16 protein-coding genes and 1 tRNA gene are annotated in these 18,778 nt (G+C 54.2%); 4 read left to right on the top strand and 13 right to left on the bottom strand.

The annotated features are described in order from the left end of the window. Positions 1–37: 37 nt before the first annotated feature. Both SFX18_03925 and ribF read right to left on the bottom strand, forming a co-directional pair. A complete protein-coding gene (locus SFX18_03925; protein ID MDX1962275.1) occupies positions 38–1,054 on the bottom strand; it encodes a DHH family phosphoesterase in 1,017 nt (338 codons plus the stop codon). A 240-nt stretch (positions 1,055–1,294) separates the two neighbouring features. Further along, on the bottom strand, positions 1,295–2,236 hold the full coding sequence (gene ribF / locus SFX18_03920) for a riboflavin biosynthesis protein RibF (GenBank protein MDX1962274.1): 942 nt from the start codon (positions 2,234–2,236) through the stop codon (positions 1,295–1,297). A gap of 268 nt (positions 2,237–2,504) precedes the next feature. On the opposite strand from ribF, the gene SFX18_03915 reads away from it, so the two are divergent. Beyond that, positions 2,505–4,139 (top strand): Ppx/GppA phosphatase family protein, encoded by a 1,635-nt coding sequence (locus SFX18_03915; protein ID MDX1962273.1) that lies wholly within the window; start codon positions 2,505–2,507, stop codon positions 4,137–4,139. Positions 4,140–4,824: 685 nt separating this feature from the next. On the opposite strand, the gene SFX18_03910 is transcribed toward SFX18_03915, so the two are convergent. From SFX18_03910 to SFX18_03895, 4 genes are all read right to left on the bottom strand, one after another. Continuing rightward, a complete protein-coding gene (locus SFX18_03910; GenBank protein MDX1962272.1) occupies positions 4,825–5,778 on the bottom strand; it encodes an MBL fold metallo-hydrolase in 954 nt (317 codons plus the stop codon). Positions 5,779–6,050: 272 nt separating this feature from the next. Next, entirely contained in the window at positions 6,051–6,542 is a 492-nt protein-coding gene (locus SFX18_03905) for a hypothetical protein (GenBank protein MDX1962271.1), read from the bottom strand. Between the two features lie 224 nt (positions 6,543–6,766). Continuing rightward, positions 6,767–7,288, bottom strand: a complete 522-nt coding sequence (locus SFX18_03900) for a hypothetical protein (GenBank protein ID MDX1962270.1) — start codon at positions 7,286–7,288, stop codon at positions 6,767–6,769. Positions 7,289–7,453: 165 nt separating this feature from the next. Next, positions 7,454–7,867, bottom strand: a complete 414-nt coding sequence (locus SFX18_03895) for a hypothetical protein (GenBank protein MDX1962269.1) — start codon at positions 7,865–7,867, stop codon at positions 7,454–7,456. A 581-nt stretch (positions 7,868–8,448) separates the two neighbouring features. Here SFX18_03895 and SFX18_03890 point away from each other — a divergent pair. The 3 genes from SFX18_03890 to SFX18_03880 all read left to right on the top strand — a co-directional run bounded on the left by SFX18_03890 (position 8,449) and on the right by SFX18_03880 (position 11,233). Then, positions 8,449–9,261, top strand: coding sequence for a hypothetical protein (locus SFX18_03890; protein MDX1962268.1), 813 nt, complete (start codon positions 8,449–8,451; stop codon positions 9,259–9,261). Positions 9,262–9,661: 400 nt separating this feature from the next. After that, positions 9,662–9,732: transfer RNA gene (locus SFX18_03885), tRNA-Leu, on the top strand. A 394-nt stretch (positions 9,733–10,126) separates the two neighbouring features. Continuing rightward, positions 10,127–11,233 (top strand): slipin family protein, encoded by a 1,107-nt coding sequence (locus SFX18_03880; protein ID MDX1962267.1) that lies wholly within the window; start codon positions 10,127–10,129, stop codon positions 11,231–11,233. Positions 11,234–11,794: 561 nt separating this feature from the next. On the opposite strand, the gene SFX18_03875 is transcribed toward SFX18_03880, so the two are convergent. The 7 genes from SFX18_03875 to SFX18_03845 all read right to left on the bottom strand — a co-directional run bounded on the left by SFX18_03875 (position 11,795) and on the right by SFX18_03845 (position 18,772). Further along, a complete protein-coding gene (locus SFX18_03875; GenBank protein MDX1962266.1) occupies positions 11,795–12,325 on the bottom strand; it encodes a DUF1579 family protein in 531 nt (176 codons plus the stop codon). A gap of 325 nt (positions 12,326–12,650) precedes the next feature. Then, positions 12,651–13,523: an STM4011 family radical SAM protein gene (locus SFX18_03870; protein ID MDX1962265.1), complete on the bottom strand. Its 873-nt coding sequence runs from the start codon at positions 13,521–13,523 to the stop codon at positions 12,651–12,653. Beyond that, the gene (locus SFX18_03865) at positions 13,520–14,854 is read right to left on the bottom strand and encodes an STM4012 family radical SAM protein (GenBank protein MDX1962264.1); all 1,335 of its coding nucleotides are present in this window, start codon (positions 14,852–14,854) and stop codon (positions 13,520–13,522) included. The genes SFX18_03870 and SFX18_03865 overlap by 4 nt, the downstream gene beginning before the upstream one ends. A gap of 2 nt (positions 14,855–14,856) precedes the next feature. Next, entirely contained in the window at positions 14,857–15,651 is a 795-nt protein-coding gene (locus SFX18_03860) for an STM4013/SEN3800 family hydrolase (GenBank protein MDX1962263.1), read from the bottom strand. Then, entirely contained in the window at positions 15,651–16,769 is a 1,119-nt protein-coding gene (locus SFX18_03855; GenBank protein MDX1962262.1) for an STM4014 family protein, read from the bottom strand. Before SFX18_03855 ends, SFX18_03860 begins: the two co-directional genes overlap by 1 nt. Before the next feature lie 13 nt (positions 16,770–16,782). Beyond that, entirely contained in the window at positions 16,783–17,694 is a 912-nt protein-coding gene (locus SFX18_03850; protein ID MDX1962261.1) for an STM4015 family protein, read from the bottom strand. A 52-nt stretch (positions 17,695–17,746) separates the two neighbouring features. Next, on the bottom strand, positions 17,747–18,772 hold the full coding sequence (locus SFX18_03845; GenBank protein MDX1962260.1) for a hypothetical protein: 1,026 nt from the start codon (positions 18,770–18,772) through the stop codon (positions 17,747–17,749). Between the last annotated feature and the right edge of the window lie 6 nt (positions 18,773–18,778).

Here is an 18,778-nt window from a genome sequence, read left to right as displayed (position 1 = left end):
GTGGATAGTGTGCAGTGGACGGTGGCAAGGCAGGGCTTTAATTCGTAATTTGTAATTCGTCATTCGTAATTGCCTGAACCGCCGCCTCCAGTACCATTTTTTGTGCCACGGCGAATGGCTCTTTAATAAACGCCCCGGCCGCGGCTTTGTGCCCCCCGCCATTGAACTTTTCGGCTAGTTTGTTGCATTCGACATGGCAGCGGCTGCGAAAGCTGATTTTGAACCCGCCGCTGGCCTGCTCGACTAGGATTATCGCCACCTGTGTCCCTCCCACTTGCAACGTCAGGTTGATGACGTCCTCGGTATCTTGGGGAAGGGCTCCCGTCGCTTGAAAGTCCTCCAGCAACGCCGCCGTGTGGATTAGCCGTCCTTCCAGCAGAGTCTCGGCCCGGGCTAATATCCGCCCCACCAGCTTGACCCGTGCGAGCGTGTCTTGTTCGTATAACGCATTATAAATGGCGGACGGTTTGGCCCCCGCGTCGATCAATTCCGCCCCCGTCCGGTACGTTCCGCTGCCAGCCGAGCCAAACCGAAACCACCCCGTGTCGGTGGCCACCGCCGCGAACAACGGAGCGGCCATTTCCGGAGTCAACGCCACGCCCAAATGATGGGCGGCCTCGACAACCAATCGGCCGGTCGCTTCGGCGGTGGTGTTTTTGAATTCTTCCGCCCCCAGATCGTCACTGCTCAGGTGGTGATCCAGAATGATTTTCTTGGCGGTGGTTTGCCGCAAGACATCCCCCATGGGGCCAAGTTGGGCCCAAGCGCTGGTATCCAGGACGATAAGCACTTGAAAGTCATCCGCCAGGACTTGCTCGAGCGTGACATCTACCCCGATCGCCTGCAATTCGTGTAAAGGATCGATAAACCGCAAATTGGGGGGGGTGGCGTGCCCATTGATAATTTTCACTGTCTTGCCCATCGCCCGCAGCACGCCCGCCATGCCCAGTTCGCTGCCGAGGGCGTCGCAGTCGGGCCGAATATGGCTGGTCAGCAAAAAACGGTCATGCTGGCGAATGACTTGGCAAAAACGGACCCAGTCCACTTGGCTCATGATAACGATGCAGGCAAAAAGGAGTGCGAAGCAGGGCAGAATACAAGGCCGAGCATCCGACAACAGTTGTCGGAGCATGATCTGCTTTCATGGGGGGCATTGGTATTATCCTTCATGCAGACGATTCCAGCTAGCCAGTCTGGCGGAGAAATTCTGGAGGAATTTAGACATTTGCCCCCAGGAGGTTCCTCCATGGCCAAAAATAAGGGACCGACTTTTGTTGCTGAAATAGGAATAATTCTAACCCCGCAGCTCCGTCGCCGCTGCCTCGCGTGTCCGCGCGATATCGACTTGCAACTGTTGCCGCAACTCTGTCACGTTGGCAAATGTCCGGACGCCCCGCAACTGGCACAAAAAAGTGACCGTCAATTCTTGATCATACAGATTACCCGACCAATCCAGCACATGCACTTCAAACTTGGGCCGGGTTTCGCCAAAGGTGGGATTAGGCCCGATATGGATCGCCGCAGCCAGCGTTTGCGGGCCGATTTTTGCCAGGCCCGCGTACACGCCGGCCGCCGGAATGAGCGTGGCGATCCGCGTCAGATTGGCCGTGGGAAAGCCCAGTCCCGTCCCGCGCTGCGCCCCCAGCGTGACCTGGCCGCTAATTTGGTAAGGGGCCGTGAGCAGCCTCCGCGCGGCCGCGACATCCCCCCTGCTAAGCAAATTTCGCACAACCGTGCTCGAGATCAACTCTCCCGCGACCGCCTGGGGGGGAACCACGCACAATTCAATGTTTGCCGCCGCACACAATTGGCCCAGCAAGCGCACATCCCCGAACCGATCCTTGCCAAAATAAAAATTGGGTCCCTCCACCAACACCCGCGCGGCTAGTTGCTCGACCACCAACCTCTGAAAAAAGTCCGCCGCCGAAAGATTTAAAAAATCAGGCGTGGTGGGATATGCCCAGACCCCCGCGATGCCCCGCGCGGCCAGGAGTTCGATTTTGCGGTTTAACGTGGTTAAGGGGATGGGGGCCAGCTCGGGCTTGAGCAAGGCCAGGGGATGCGGTTCAAACGTCAGGACCACGGCGGGCAACTGTTGCAAGTTGGCCAACTGGACCAATTGTTCGAGCAGTACCGCGTGGCCGCCGTGGACGCCATCAAAGTTGCCAATAGCCAGCGCGCAGCCCCCCTGGCCAAAGAAATTCGGAGGGGGCAAAGGCGTATGGGCAACCAGCATGCGGCAAATGAAATACAGACGTTAAGCGGGCTGGACGATGGAGATTATTTTTTGGCCCCATCAAAAAAATGGCTCTGTTTCAATATGTAATAGTAACAAATTTAACCCCAATGGTGAATTTGGAATTTTTGAAAGGTCAGGTTAAAAACGAGGGGCAATGACAATTTTGCCGCGGCCTGCCGAATTTTTCCCTTTCATGCTATGATAAAAGTATCGCACGACCGCTTTTTCGCGGGGAGGCGTGCGCTAGAATCTTTTGCGGAATTCTATGGAAGAACAACAGGTCTTTGCGGAACTGGCCACCCGGTTGGCCGCCATCGACATCGGCTCGAATAGCGTCCGCCTCATCGTGGCGGAACCGCTGCGCGGGGGTAATTACCGCATCTTGGACGAAGACCGCGAACCGACCCGCCTGGGCCGCTCGCTCGATTCCTCGGGCATGTTGGACGAAGGGGCGATCGAACATTCCCTAGCCGCGCTCCGCCGGTTTAAGCAAATCGCCGCCGGTTTTCAGGTCGCCCAACTGCGCTGCATCGCCACTTGCGCCGTCCGCGAAGCGGCCAACCGCGAAGACTTTGTCCGCCGCGCCCAGGAAGAGTTGGGCCTCTCCATCGAGGTGATCAGCGGCCAGCAGGAAGGGCGGCTGGCCTTTACCAGCGTGCAGCGGGCGTTTGACCTTACGGGAAAAAACGTGGTGGTGGTCGACATTGGCGGGGGGAGCACCGAATTTGTCATGGCCAGCGGCAACGCGATCGAGGCGATCTACTCCACGCCGCTGGGGACCGTCCGCCTGACCGAAATTCACGGCAGCGAACCCTCGACCATCCCCGGCGGATACGAAAAACTGATCGCCGATGTGGAAGACCTCTTAAAAAAGCACACCCGCAAGCCCCTCTTTATGCCGCACCTGCTGATCGGGACCGGCGGCACGTTTACCACCCTGGCCGAAATGATCATGGCCCAAAAGGGGCAGATCGGCCTGCCGGTGCGCGGCTATCTGGTCACGCGGGCGGAAGTGAGCCACCTGCTCGATCGCCTGCGCAAGATTCCGCTCAAACAGCGCCGCAACTTGCCCGGCATGACCCCCGACCGGGCGGACATTATGGTAACGGGGCTGGCCATTATCGACCGGATCATGGCCCGCTTTAAAATCAACATGCTGCAAATCCATAACCGGGGTTTGCGCGATGGGCTGATCTTGACCATGCTCGAGGAACAACAAGGCGCCGCCGAGCAGCATGCCGCCGGCCGGGAGGACGCGCTCGAGCGGTTTGCCCTGGCCTGTAGCGGAGAGCCCGAACATGGCCGCCACGTGGCCCAACTGGCGGGGATGCTCTTTGAGCAAATGATTCCCCGCTTTGCCCTGGATGTGACCGACCGGCCCATTCTGGAAGCCGCCGCGCGGCTACAGGACGTGGGCTATCTGATTAACTACGATCAGCATCATAAACATAGTTACCACTTGATCATGAATAGCAATCTGCCCGGCTTTCGCCCGCGGGAATTGCAGCTTATTGCCAATGTCGCCCGCTATCACCGCGGGGCCAAGCCCAAGCCCAAGCACGAGAATTTTAATCAACTGGAAAAAGCGGACCAGGAAAAAGTGCGGCAGTTGGCGGCGATCTTGCGGGTGGCGGGGGGCTTAGACCGCAGCCGCACCCAAACCGTGCGCGGCGTCCGGCTGCTCTGCGAAGGAAAGGAATGCCAGCTGTTGGCCCTGGCGCCAGAACTGCCCGAAGTCGACCTGTGGGGGGCGCGTCGCCGGACCGAGATGTTTAACGAGGTCTTTGGCGTCCAACTGGAAATCGATTGGGCGGGAAGCGAACCGCGGGGATTTTCGAACAATGGGGATGGAAAGAGTGCAGAGGGAAGTGAGAAGTTTGAGGAGAGAATTGAACTGTAGGAGGCGACTCTGTCGCCGAATGCAGAGGCTGTAGGAGGCGACTCTGTCGCCGAAGTGTAGGCGAAGTTGCATTAGAAGGATTTGCGGCAAGTAGGCAAAAACTATCCCCCTGAGATGATTGCCCCCTTGCCAGTGGTTGAGGCAGCGATACCGCCGGAATACTCCAGATGGGTAAATTCTTTTCGCTCGAGCGACTGTCACGCTGCCTGCTATATTTGGTGCTGGGTTTAATGGCTGGCGCGCTCCTTGCACCCCCGTGTGGGCCGGATTGTGCATTTGCTTTTATCAGAAATACAGGTTTGATTGTATTTGCGGTTGGTTTGAGCCTAGAAATTGCATTTCGGGTAAAAAAACCTGAATAGAGATATCCTGAGATCTTATTCAACGAAATCCTTATAGTCTACATCGCGTTGGAGCACATGCGCAGCTTGCCCGCTTAGCGAGAAGCGTAGGGGAGTCGTGCGATGGTTAGCCGCGACGCGTACAAAGCCGCCGATGGCATCGGCGGAATTAGATTCGTCGCGCGGATCACGATCCGCCGTTTTGCATCGCCGCAGCGTTACGGCAGATCGTTACCGGGTAATGGCGGAACACGTTCCTTTCTATTGCACTGGGGCGCAATCAGGATACCATGCCGGTACCCGCTCCTCCCTTACGGCTGAGACACTTCACCCATTCGCCTGTGTTAATTCGCCGGTTGATATGCCGTGCCGCTGGCGGCGGTGGCCGGATTCTCCACATAAACCCCTTGGGTGGGGACCGCCACCCGGTCAAAGTCCCGCGCCAGGGTGTGCAGAGCCTGGCGCATTTCTGGCCCACGCATCGCCGGCCCATGACCAGTGACGATAAATTCTGGCTCGAGCGTCGCCAAATGCCGGACGGTCTCCCGGGCTTGATCCCAGTTCTGGGTGTAATACATCGGCGGTCCGTGCAACTCCGGAGTTTGGGTCAGCACGGCATAGGCCGACTCTTGCCTGGTCGTTATAAAGGCATCGGCGGCGATCAAAAACCGGTCGGTTTCCCTCCAGAGGGCAATTTGACCCGGAGTGTGGCCCGGGGCATGAATCCATTCCCAACCCGGCATGCCGGGGACGCTGTTATCCCGCGGAAGAGGTTGGAGTCGTTCGCCCACGTTGATTGGCCCGCGGGGGTAAAAACTGGATAATGCGGACATCAGGCCCCCACCCACGGTCGGGTCCGGGGCGGGGTAGGAAGCGCTCCCATCCAAATACGGCATTTCCAGATAATGCGCGTAGACTGGCACATTCCAACGCTCCGCCAATTGGGTCAATCCCCCCACATGGTCAAAGTGTCCATGGGTGAGTATGATCGCCGCAGGGGGATTTCCTTTGCCAAAACGGTTTTCGGCGGCGCTCAAAATGGAGCTGGCGCTCCCGGGCACGCCGGCGTCTACCAGAACCCAAGCTCTGTTAGTGCCATCCGGCTGGCCAAAGTAGACAACGTTGGCGATCATCAGGCGTTGAAACGCCAGATCCGCCACCACTTGGTGTGTGCCATCGTCCGGCGAGTCAGCTTCCCGCGAGGGCTGCCCGGCAGGATTTTGCTGTCGTGGGGGAATTTCGTCACGTTGGTCAGGCGCCACGGCGACGGGATCGACGGGAACTTGCAGACTATCCATAAAAGACCCCCTTATATAATTTTTGGCTATTCCAAGGTATTACAAGCTTGGAAAGCTTAAGCAAATTTTATACCAGGGGTAAGGCATACGTAGGGGGCGTGTGCCCGTGGACCGCGGCGCGCAGAGGGAACAAGAGGCAAAGCCCAGAGGCGAGAAGTAGCAGACGGAGAAACGGGAGATTTGTAAAGAATGTACGTGCCGATTCTCTCGCCGAATGAGTTAGCAAGTTGAATATTTAAATGATTTACAGCTAACAGCGAAGGCATCGTCCCCTAGTCGGCCTGGTAATCCTCAACACGTTGATATTCGACTTTCTTTCCCGCAAATCCCTCAAAAATAGCGCGGTGACGAGCGAGTCCAAACTCATCCGTCCGGGTCTCGTATTCTCCCACCCATTCAATCAGACGTTCCAGCATTTCCGCTTGTTCCTCCGGACTTGTAAATTTTTCCGGTTCCCAGGGTCGACTACGACAATGACGGATGCAAGTCGCCACGCCGGGATTTAAAAAGCGGAGTTCCTCGCAAAAGGGGATTGCCGTTACGAGCAGATCGGAATAACACCCCTCGATAATCCAATGCTGGTGTGTGGCGATAAATTCCAACAGCAATTGTTGACTTTCAGCCAAGGGTTTGCGGTTTATGCCGTTGTCCCAGGCGATTTGGTCCAAAGACAATCTGGCCACATCCGTAGGCTGCCGCGCGCTAAGGAGCTTTGCCAGGGTGCTTTTTCCCGAACCCGCGTTACCGAGTAAAATGATTTTCATAAAGTTTTTACGGGTGAGTGATAGCGCCTGGTCGATACAGCGCACATTAACCCGACCATAACACCAGCGCCCAGCAAAGATTGTGTGCTGGTCGTTGCTCAAGCCAGTTTCATGGTCCTTAGTATTGCCCTCTGGGCTGCTAATGCCTCCCCTTGTGGCTGCGCGGCAAAGTTGAGAAGCAATTCCGCGATTCCCGCGTATCCCCTGCTAACGCTAATTCGGCACTAGTATTGACGCAGCTCCAAGTCTTGCGGTTCAACCACCACCAGCGCGTTAAAGTACGGACGCCATTGCCATGCGACGGGACTTTGGGGGACTTGCTCCCAGCCTTGTTCTTTGGCGGCTGCCAAGACAGCGGACGGGACACCGATCATTTCCCCCGACTCATATCCCCGGAGGATGCAACGCCGCTGGGCGGGCAGACTCAGGTGGGCCGGTTGCAGGTTGTGGTCGGCAACGATAGCCCCCCGGATGACCAGCGGTATCGGCTGTTCAAGTTTTTTTCCATCGACGGTATCCACCAACAACGTCCCGGTCTCGACCTTGGCCCCCTCGGACCTGACACCCTCGATGGTTAAGTAGACGCCCAGTTGATCGCCCAGCCTACCACCAGGTTGACGGGGCTGGACCGGCTTTGTGGCATTGCCGCCGGACGGAACTGGCAATTGACCTACCGCCAGGGGATGGGATAACGCGGCCAGCGACACGCTCAGGCAGAGGAATCCGAAGCAAAAAACGTTCTTCATCGAACTGTTCTCCTTTGGCGACAGGAGTGGAGGAGCGGGCCGCCGCGCTGGACGCTTTGGGCAGGACGCGCTATTTGGTGAGTTGATTGGATTGGCTTTATTATAACAAAGTTTGCGGTGTGGCCTGTTGAGTTGGAATACCATGAGTATTCGCGGGCCGCGTTGTCACGGATCGTGTTCCCCCCCATCCCGGTCATAGGCCTCGCGTTCAAAGGGATTGTCGCGATAGAATCGTTTTCCCGCAAGATAAACAGAGAGGGAAGCCAGGAAATAGGCGGGAATCATGAATGGCCCCCACCGTTCGTATTGGGCAATGTGGACCGCCTCGTGTTTGCGGGAAATGACCAAGGACGCATCCGTCTGGCCTAGAACGACATGGCCAAGCGTCAGGGCCAGGGTGAACTGCCCGTGAGGCAAGCGATGCACGAACCACTTGATTCCGCCATCATAGAACTCGATTGCCCGTCCCGCGACCCGCACTCGACCGCCAAACAGAAGTCCTATTGATCCGATAACCAGCCCCACAAGCGTATTCGGCGACGCCCAAATGAACCCGGCCAGGCTGAAGATTGATTTCACGATGGTATGAGTGAATCCAGGAGGCAGATGATGCTTGGTTATGCCGCGCCTAGTTACATTGCGCCAGCAGCGCATAGTGTAGTTCGTAGGGCGGAACACGATCCCCCGCAGCATTACAGCGCATCGATATGGCGCATTATATCAGGCACGATGGCGGAACACGATCCGCCCGATTGCAACTAACCGTGGCTAAACCCTCACCGGGAACGTGTTTCCCGGTCCATCCAACTATGATCGGTTAATTAGGATTGCGTACTGATAATAAGTTTTCCCCCAAGCGGTGAAAATATCGGCCTATTCGCAGGGAGTCTGTAATAAATTTCGTCTTTTCTTGCGCGAACCGAGTTCCCGCCCGACTGTCCTTTCTCCCAGAATTGACGGTAAAACCCGCGGCCCAGTGGCCCGGGCACATTCGTTGGCCAGGCGTTACACAGAATAGCGATCCGGCCGTTCATCCCCATTTTTTTGTGAAAGGAGGGAACTCATGCCAAGTTGTTTAGCGGAAAAGTATCAACGGTTTTGTTTTGTTCCCTTTCGGATGGTCCGAGAGGGTTAATCCGAATTTTTCACGGGAAAATTCTATGGATATTTCCATTTTAGAACGGCAGTTTTCGCGCATTGGAGCCCGCGTGCGGGTGCATGAGCGAACGCGTCCCAATTGGGGACAAGATTCGGGTATGGTGACTCTGGACATTGCGCATGACCGTCGGGGTGAATACTTTGACGTGCGGATTACCCCGGGTTCGCGGCCCGAAATGCTGGTCCTCAACCTGGAGCCCAAGCTGCGCCATTTATTGCTCATGACCCGCGAGCATGCCACGATCCGGGAAAAACACAAGTTCCTGTGCGGGCATGACGAGCGGCATTGGTTTGTGGCGGCGGTTCCGGACGGCGCAACATCGACGGTCCGCAACGCGATGGAGGCTCTGAAACCCGCGCAGGTACGAGAGCGTCAGTCGCAGTTGCGGTTGTCGCAGGCGCAGGGGCATACCCGGCATAACGCGGCGTTTCTGCGTCAAGGGGAATGGTTTTTCGTGCCAGTCAACGGTTTGCGGATCGATCCGCGGACGGTGCTGAATAACGAACGCCTTTCCCGCGGACGCGGAAAATCGCATTGGCTGGAGTATGCGTATCGCACGGGCGGAGAGCGCGTGTATGTTTCGGCCCGTTATCCCACGGGAATCACCGAGGCAAAATATCGCGAATTGATGAATCGCGGTCCCCGCCAGAAAAACCAGGAGTGGCGAATCATGGTTCGCAACCCTGGTTTATATGCCCGGGGACGGGTTCGCCATCCGGATCACGCCACGATCGTCCTGCACGATTGGCACCAGGTGTTGATGAATCGAGAAAGCGAAGCGCCCGCCATGCGGCACGTGGCGTTTCTCGATTAAAGCCAAGCGCGCGTCGCGAAAAGGTTTGATCCTTTCCGCGGCGCGGGGCTTGGTTATCTACATAAAGGGTTGATCGTCCGACGGGCAGGCGGCGCTCTGGCACGGCGGAGCTATGGGAACGCTAAACAGTCGTTCTCTTTTGAAATTTACCAGTCCGCTGGCGGGTGGGCTGGAAATCTCTTTAACCGCCTGACATGGTTTGAAAAATCCTGGCAGGAAACTGTTTAACGCCAGAGTCAGCCAGCAAGGCGCTTTGCTGCGACCAGGGCTACGTGGGTTCGACTCCCACGGGCGTTTTTTAGAGGCAAGCAATGATACTCCCGGCCAGCGGCGCGGTCTGGATGGTTTCCATTTCCTTGACCGTGTTCCGTACATGGGTTTTAACGACGGGGTATCCTAGCGTGGTTAGCTCAGTGGCAGAGCATCAGACTAAGAATCTGAGTGTCGCGGGTTCGACTCCCGTACCAACAACCGGTTGCTAACCGGTCCGCGGGCGCGCAAGCGCCCACCCTGAAACCCGCGGATGACATACGATCGCTCGATCCGCCGCGCGCGTTGCCCTGGGCATGACGCGCGGCAACATGAATTTCAGCCTTGCAATGCCTGAATACCGCCGTGCTTGGCCGGTGAATAGTAACTTGTGAACGGCGGCGAAACAACGCTCTGTCTACGGCGGAGCGCGTTCCACGCCTAAAACTAGCGAACCTCGCCAACCAGTCGCGGCTTAAGGGCATTCCGCCGGAAAACGTGGGATTGGCAAACGTCTTGTCATCCAACGGTGTTGCATTTATTCCTTTGCCGGCACGAATGTCGGCAAATTATTTCCTGTTTTTTTTGTGGCAGTGATGGAAGTGGAGGTGTCGGTATGTTCGGCGTCAAGCGAATCAAGGTGCGGAGTGACGAGTATGGTTTGTGCTTTCGCGATCGCGAATTCGCCGGAGTGCTGGGGAGCGGCGCGCATTGGCTGCTTGATCCCTTCGGCGAGGTAAAGGTGGATGTGGTCTCGCGGCGCGACCCCTGGATTACGCACGAAAAACTCGACCTGATCGTCAAGTCGGGGGCTTTGGCCGGCAAGGCCGAAGTGCTCGATTTGCGGGATCACCAGCGGGCACTCGTGTGGATCGATGGCCGCTTTAGCCAAATCCTGGCGCCCGGCTTGTACGCATACTGGCTGGGCCACAAGCAGGTGGCGGTGGAAGTGATCGATGCCCGTCAGGCGCGTTTCGAGCATGAACACTTCAAGACCATCGCGCGCTGGCCGCAGGCCCGCGTGTCGCTGGATATTTGCGCGGTGGATCGAGACCATGCCGGCGTGTTGTACATCGACGGCAAGTACGCGGATACCCTCTCGCCGGGGCTATACGCGTTTTGGCGCGGCACGGCGGACGCAAGGGTGGTCGAGGTCGATCTGCGCGAGTTGACCGCCGAGGTGAGCGGCCAGGAACTGATGACCGCCGACAAGGTGACCCTGCGCTTGAATGCCTTGGTGACATACCGGATTGCCGATGCCCGCCAAGCGGTCAGCGCAACCGAGGACGCGCGCCAGGCGCTCTACAGGGAAACGCAGTTGGTTTTGCGGGGCGTGATCGGCATGCGCGAACTCGATGCGTTCCTGAGTGACAAGGACACAGTGGCTCGGGAAATCGAGCAAGCGCTGCGAACGCGGTCTTTGGTGTTGGGTCTCGAAATTCGCTCGGTCGGTATTCGCGACGTGATCCTGCCGGGGGACATGAAGGACCTCATGAACAAGGTGATCGAGTCGCGCAAGGCGGCCGAAGCCAACTTGATCATGCGCCGCGAGGAAACCGCCGCCATGCGCAGCCAGTCCAACACCGCCAAATTGTTGGCCGATAATCCCACGCTGATGCGCCTCCGGGAACTGGAAATCCTGGAAAAAATCGCCTCGGCGGGACGCTTGAGCGTGGTGCTGGGCGAGAAAAACCTTGCCGAGCATGTGCTCAAGTTGATCTAAAAACCTTCTGGTGTATCGCCCCTGGTCCGATCCGTTCGAACCAGGGGCGATTTTTGTTGCGTGAATAAGAAACGAGCACTTGGTGTCGGTAATGTCTGGTCCGACAGACATTATGGCGAGACACGTTCCGCCCCACGACTCTTCCCCCTCTCCCGATGGTTGCGAATTATTCTTAACCAACCCTCTCTCGGGAGAGGGCCGGAGTGAAGTAGTGTGCAGGGCGGTGTCAACACAAGGAGGGCTGGAGCAAATCCGTACAGCGCATCACGTCCTGTTGTTTTAGATCGCGGCGATGTTATGGGGCATTGTTACCGTGCTAAGTCGGAACTACGCTAACTTGCGAGACACGTTTTGCCCTACGGCACTTTCTAACGCAAAACGGCCTCAATCCGTATCCTGCATTTGCCCCGGGGCAGGAATTATCTCATGAACAATTGAAGGCCCCTTGGGCGTTGACACAGGATCGCTGTGCGGTTTTTTGGACCGCGATGCGGTCATGCCACGCACTCCCACACTTTCACCATGGCAATTGCCCCGGTTGCGTGGCGTGTGTCGCGGTACTTACTGCGCGCGGCGGGTTTGCTTTTGCGTCAGTTCCAAAAAGACCTCGCCTTTGGCGTTTTTGAGCATTCCCGTTGTCTCGCAGTGATCTTTGTCGACGAATCGATTCTGAACGACAAAGGTTTGGCCATCCACGGGCGAATTCCCCATAAAAGTCATCGTGCTTTTCTGTTCATCCCACGTGCCGTCGACCAGCCAACGCGTGGCGCCGATCATCATGACCGCCGGATACGACTTGGTGGAGGGATCGTAGGTCACTAACAAATGAAGATGGGGCTCGTCCGGATTCTCTGTCTGCGCGTTCTCGAACAGGACAAACTTTCCGCCCAGCGACCAGTGCCGTGTTTCAGAGGTTTTGTGGGTGGACTCTTGTCCGTCGCGCGGTTTGGCGGTGACGGTAAAATCCCAGGTCCCCACAAAACGGTCCAATACCTGCAACTCGGGGGAACGCCCCGCGACGTCGGCGGCATGAGCCACCACCGTAAAACCGGGTAAAGTCAACAGGACTAGAATGGGGAAAATCAGACGCATGTTTTTGCTGCTGGGTTAAATTCCAGAGGGGAACCATTCCCCCCCAGCTTGGTATGGGTCACTTTTTGCGGTGCCATGGCGGAGCATGGACCGCATAACGGCACTCAGGTCATCGTTTTATAGGGATCACTTTATATAACAAATCCGGGTATTCAACTCCCTGGCGCAGAGGTTGCGTGGGGTGCTAAAACTGCTTAGGTAAAGAAATGCCTTTGGAAATGATCATTTCACATTCCATTTGCTTTACGAATCATTTTTGTGTCCCACGAATCGCTTTAGAATAACGCAACAAGGCAATCTTGCTTTAGCAACTCAGCTGCACATGCTAAATCATTCCAGTCAGAGCAGGCCACTGCAGGGGCGTGCGCGTCAAAGTGAATTCTCCGAATATCGGCTCGATTTTCTTTGCGGAAAATTGAGACTTGCCTAAGTAACAATCACAGGTTTTACGCGTGCATGCGCGGGGTTGTAACGCTGAGAACCAGTCAGAGTCGTAAATATTTCCAATTATTTGATCTATAAAATGGCAACGACGCATCGCCCCTGAGCCCGATACCGTAAACGAGGTTTCGCCCGTGGGACAATAAAGACCCTGAGACAGCAGGCGTTGCGCTGACAGTTGATAGTAGGGATCAATCTGCTCAAACTGCTCAAGCTCGTTGGTGGTGTAAGGCCGACGGCGAGGTTGCTGCGGGTTTAGCCATAGGTAGATTTCAGAGGGTAATTGACGACGGAATTCGTGGATCAACGTTAATTGCTCAGCCACGGCTACCATGCCCACTGTAATGTGCACGCCAGCCAACTGAACTGCCGAAACTCTTTTCAGGAATTGCGGGATTGTTGTTTCAGTTGGATGAAAAGTGGCCAAAATATTAAGCTTCGTGCTTTGACAATCCAGTAGCCAATGTAATGGACAAGTCAAATTGGTTTGTACCGTAACCGATTGGAGGTGAGGCTGAAAAGTCAGTTCACTGATCGCGCGACGATACCAAGGACGGATCAGTGCTTCGCCCCACGGTGTGAACAGTAACTGCCACTGATGTTGGTCTTGCTCCTTCAACCAAGTGACAAACCTGGCTAATTCCACACGGTCGAGTTGCAATTGTTTTTGTGTATCACGGCGTTTGGCAAACGGACAATAGCCACAAGCATAGTTGCAACTAGCCAATTCACCGCGGTAAAGAATGGTCAGTTTCATATCACCGGCTCGCGAGATGATTGAAACTGCACAAAAGCTTGGAGTTTATCTAGTACTGTATTCGAATAGAGCAGCGGAGCAACTTGATCTGAGTATTGTAAACCTTTAGGTGTCAATTGCAGTCGCTGGTCTTGAATCACAGCCCAGTTACGCTCTTGGAGTTGTTTGATACCAGACAAGTCACGATAGTCAAAATCGGGAAAACGATTTTGTAGTTCAGTTAACAAAACTCCTTCCACGGGCAGTAAGCTCAAAATCAAATAGCGACGAAACTGCTCCTCGCGTGACAACCAGATACCATGCGTAGCTAATGCAAACTCCGCTGGAGTCTGCTGAATCCATTCAGCGAGCACTGTTTGGATGCCAGCTTGTGTCGTCGCAAAACGTGTCGCATAGTGGATTTCCTGTGTATAAGAGCGAGCACCGCAGCCTAATCCAATCATACCATCGCGTTGGCAAGCATAAGTCGAGTGGCGGGCAGCGCTTGGCTTTTGAAAGGCGCGCAGCGACAACTGGCGGTATCCCTCCGATAGCAACAGTCCTCGCGCTGATTGATATAAATCAACACGGTGCGTATGCTGGTACGGGAGAATTTTCGACAAGCCAGTCTGGGGCCGAATATATAACGGATAAAGATATAACTCGTTGGGAGCAAACCTTAAAGCTTGCCTGATATCTTCTAGCCAAGTCGATAAAGATTGCTCCGGATGGCCATAGATCAAGTCAATATTCAGCACGGGAAAGTTGTACTTTGACAGCAACTCTAACGCACGTAGAACAGTTAATATTTCTTGTGGCCGACCCAATAGCCCGGCGGCCTGTTTGTCAAAAGATTGTATACCAATACTGACGCGGTGAATCCCGTAAGCACGGAGTAGCTGCAAACGTTCTTTCGTAACGGTCCCTGGTGAAGTTTCGATCGAAGTAGGTGTTTGCGCAAAATCAAGCTTTAGTCTATAAATCAATTGCTCGAACAACGTTTCTAGTTGATTTGCTGCTAAAAATGTGGGCGTGCCACCGCCAATCGCGAATTGACTAAAATGCAAATTTGGAATTTGATCCGACACGACTGACATTTGAACAGCCAAGGCTTTCAAATATGTAGCGACTTGATCCCCCGCCGGCTGCGACTGAGTAAATAGATTGCAAAAGCCGCATCGCATTTCACAAAAGGGCATGTGTAAGTATAGCGATAACTGCTCTGTCGATTCTGCTTGCCAAATCTGATTTATACTGATAGGCGGACTTAAACGACCATAGGCCGATTTATGCGGATAAGAATAGGCGTAAGTCGCGAACTCACCCAACGTCGTCGTTTGAAGAAGGCTCATAGTCAAGACTGCGGTTCCCAGTGATATTCTGTATAGGGAATATTCCAGACCAAAGGATGGCTGACACGATGGCCGACCCAACCATCTTCGCCAAAAAGCGTACCATGATCCGACATCAGATATGCCACTCCCACGCGCTTACGCTTTTGGATTGCGGCAAATAAAGCGGGTAAGCAGCGATCTACATAGGCTAAAGCCGCGGCTTGGGTGTCACAAGATTCCGCCTTTGCTCCCGCCACATAGTCCACCGTCGGAGCATGCGTTGCCGAAACATTCAAAAATAGCATAACGGGACGTTCACGGTCCGCGGATTCCAAGGTTTGGCACGCCATGCGTACTTGCGCTGCGGTCGAGGAGTAATTTGTTACACTAAATTCTGGTTGCCAATAACTCTGTTCAAAGTAACTGGGAAAGAGACTCCCCAATGGCGTACTGGGATTAAAAAAACCTACTCCGCCGATGCAAATGGTTTGATAATCTACGCGTCGCAAACCCTCAATAATATGCGGACCATGCAGTACCATCGTCTCGGCCAACGTTGGACGCATCCCCGGAAATTGTAACGTAAACGGTCGGCGATCCTTGCCAGGTTGCAATGGTGTAGGCCAAAATCCCGCGAAATACGCCGCGTGTGCAGCGAATGTAAAATTGCCGGGACTGTGTCTTTGCTCCCAACCCGCTGGTATCAAACCGCGTAAGTATGGTGTCTGCCACCGTTCCCAAGCCTGGACCGCCACATCATAACGCAGGGCGTCAAACGTGATCATCAAAATGTCTTGCAAGTTTGCGGTTGGCATCAGTTGTGACTCCCGTGAGTCGCCAGCAATTCACGCATTTCCATCTCATGGGTTGTTTCGCCTTTATGCAAAAGTCCCGGTAGATAGTCACCACAAGCATTCGCTTCCAACAAGAAGCAGCGCTGGCAATCAGCATGAATTAAAATATCGAGTCCGAGCATCTTGCAAAGTGGAAACTGGTCGGCTGCCCGCCCGGCCAAGGCCTCGATTTGACCCCATATCATTGCGAGCGATGCTTGGACATCCTCACGCGACAACCGCACGCCATCTAAATTAAGATTTGTGAACGGTCCTGCGGTTGCTCGACCAACGACATGTTGGGGCCGACCTTGAAAAACAACCACCCGTAAATCAAAGTTTTTACCTTGGTAGCGAGCTTTGGGCAACCACTCCTCGACCAGCAGCTCCTCTTGCGCTAGACGGTCAACCAGCCAGGCGATCTGGCTTTCATCGCGCAACCGCTGGACGCGTTTATTTAAAAATAATCTCTTTTGACCGCCAGTTTCAACTGTTTCCATGGTGGTCAATGCGCGGATTTTCTCATTGTGCCATTCCAAGGCAACCGCACCTAAAGCCGTGTAACCATAACGCAGCTTTAAAAAAAGGCGCGCGTGGCGCACTTTTATCAGTGACCGTAATTCGTCATAACCCCTAATCACTGGATAACGGGGCGGAGTAGGTAGCGACATCTTATCCCAGCTTATTAATGTTTGTAGTTTATCAAAGGCGATCATGATATGGTGCGGATGATTCAGCCATTGTAAATGCGGTGTCTCCGCGGCAAATATATGCAGCCAGTGGCAAAAACCGTGATACCATTGCCACGGGGCTAGCATCTGGCCTTTAATATAGGTTAACGTTTCCAATGCAGCGAGACTTAAGTACGGTCGATTCCCGGCTTGGCAAGCGGCAATGCCTGCTTGGAGAATTAAACGGGTAGTGGCCCAACATTCGTTTGGAGGCTCGAGTCGAATCCATCCCTCGCAAAGTTGCAACCGACTGGCATCCGCAAAAAGTTCCAGATAGCTCAGGACTTGCACTTGAACATACCCCATCCGCGTCGCCGCTGCCTGGATCGATTGGATACGACGAGTCTCCGGAATACCGATGATGGTCAACGACCTCGCTGGACTACTCGGCATGGACTACCGATCTCCATTCTTCGTTGGGGTCCTGGGCTTCATCGGCGATAACTGGAAAAGGTAGGGCTTTCTTGAGTTCTTCAATCGTCGTCGGGGTGGCATAATGGTGCGACACATTGAGTTGTTTCAGATTCGTACATTCGGCCAAACCTAGTAGCGACTTGATTCCTTCGTCGTCGATGGTCCCCATCGATAAATCAAGAATTTCGATTCTTTCGACAATCGGCGAGTTCACCACCACGGCGGCTATGTCATTGGCGATCTGGCTGTTCATCAAGCCGAGGAACTTGAGTTTTGGAAAGAGTTTTCCCGACAACAGCGGTTGCAGGTCCTCGACACCGCCATCAAAGCCATAGTTCGGTTCACCGAGTAACAACTCCAAATGTTCCAAGGCAGGGAAATCACATTGAAAAATCTCTCGAATAGTTGATCGAGATAAGCCGCCGGTTTCAACGCCCAACTCGGTTAAATGAGCGTGTTTAATCTTAGAAAAAGCCAAACCCGTCCCGCCGCGCACGCGGAAGACTTCCAACTGCGGAAAGCTTGACAGCAGTGGCGACATATCGGCTTGATTGATCCACGAGATTTCGCACTCTTCATAAGTGATATCCCCCATAAATATCGAGCGCAAGTTAGGCAGCTTCGGAGCGGCGTTAATTAGTATATCAATAGTATTATTGCTACCACTTTCATAAGCTTCCGACCAGGCACCAATGATTAGGCTTTTAAGCTGTGCTGATTCCGGGATCGAGAGCAATTTTTTGAGGCGGTCGGCAATGCTTTCTTGGTCATTGTATTCAGAGCGCAAGCGATACGCTGTTTCGACCCCTTGCCAATCAGAAACATCATTGAAATCTGTCACGGGCAAGCCGCAAAAATTTGTCAACAAGTTTGAGTACATGAATTTTCCTTTTGGAATTCAAGGTTAAGATTCGGCAAAATTAACAAATGGATTAAGTCTCTAGAACGGGTCGGTACTGGTCGGGGTCGTCAAAGCCAGCAATCCATGCCGCCGCATGACGACACGTGGGGGTCGTCGGAGGAACTCGAATCATATAGTGCCGACCGGTCGAAGGGCAAAAACATGATAACGCGACCAGCTCTTCGTCCCCTTCCCATTTCAGTCGTACCAATTCGCGTTGCCCACCGGGATCTGTATCTCGATCCAAGATATCCGCCCCGGCGTTGATTAAAAACCGCCTGAATCCATAGCGATCTAATAACACCCGGCGACGTTCAGCGTTAGTTTCTTGCAGTACCTCATCTACGCGAATAGTTTCCGGATGAAAGGCGATGCGATTGTCTACATTGACACCCGCATAACGCAGTTGACTTTGGTGGCAGCCTACGGGTAATTGCTCTGCGCGCGTTAAGCCACTGTGTCCTAGCTCCAGCCACCCGCTGACGCACAAATTAGTTGGTAGACTGGTCAAATTCGGGCAATCGCGCACATTTAGAGCCGAGAGTTTTTGCAGATACTTTGGCAATTTTTGCATGGCGGTGCAACCGCGCAATTGTAATTGGCCCGTCCGAATCCGCGCGAACTGAGGCCAATACTCAAAGGCCCAGCAACCTGTCATGTCCAAAAACCAGACATCAAGTCCCTCCGGCAAAACTTTTAATCCAGTGCAACCGCGAAGGATCAACGTCCCGACGGTAAGTCCGTGAGGTAATTTCTCAAGGTTCTCGCAATTACTTAAGTTAAGACGCGATTCCACTTTCAAATCATCGGGCAAACTCGCAATATCCGTACGGCTTAGATCAAGTTCATAACAGGTCAACCCTTTGGGTAAGACGACTTGGCTACGGCCTGACAGATTTAGTACATCAACCGTTAAGTACTCAGGGAAACGTGGAGGTAATTCACCACCCTTATCAACGGAATAGTCGATGATTCCACTCACGACTTGATGTGATGTGAAGTCACCTTGCCGCCAACGTGTTTGGGCAGTTTCTGATGTGATCGTATGAACTGACATAGTTGC

Source organism: Pirellulales bacterium (genome assembly GCA_033762255.1).
Classification (GTDB): domain Bacteria; phylum Planctomycetota; class Planctomycetia; order Pirellulales; family JALHPA01; genus JANRLT01.
The sequence above is the reverse complement of the archived record's forward strand: the minus strand, read 5'-3'. Positions and strand labels throughout refer to the sequence as shown.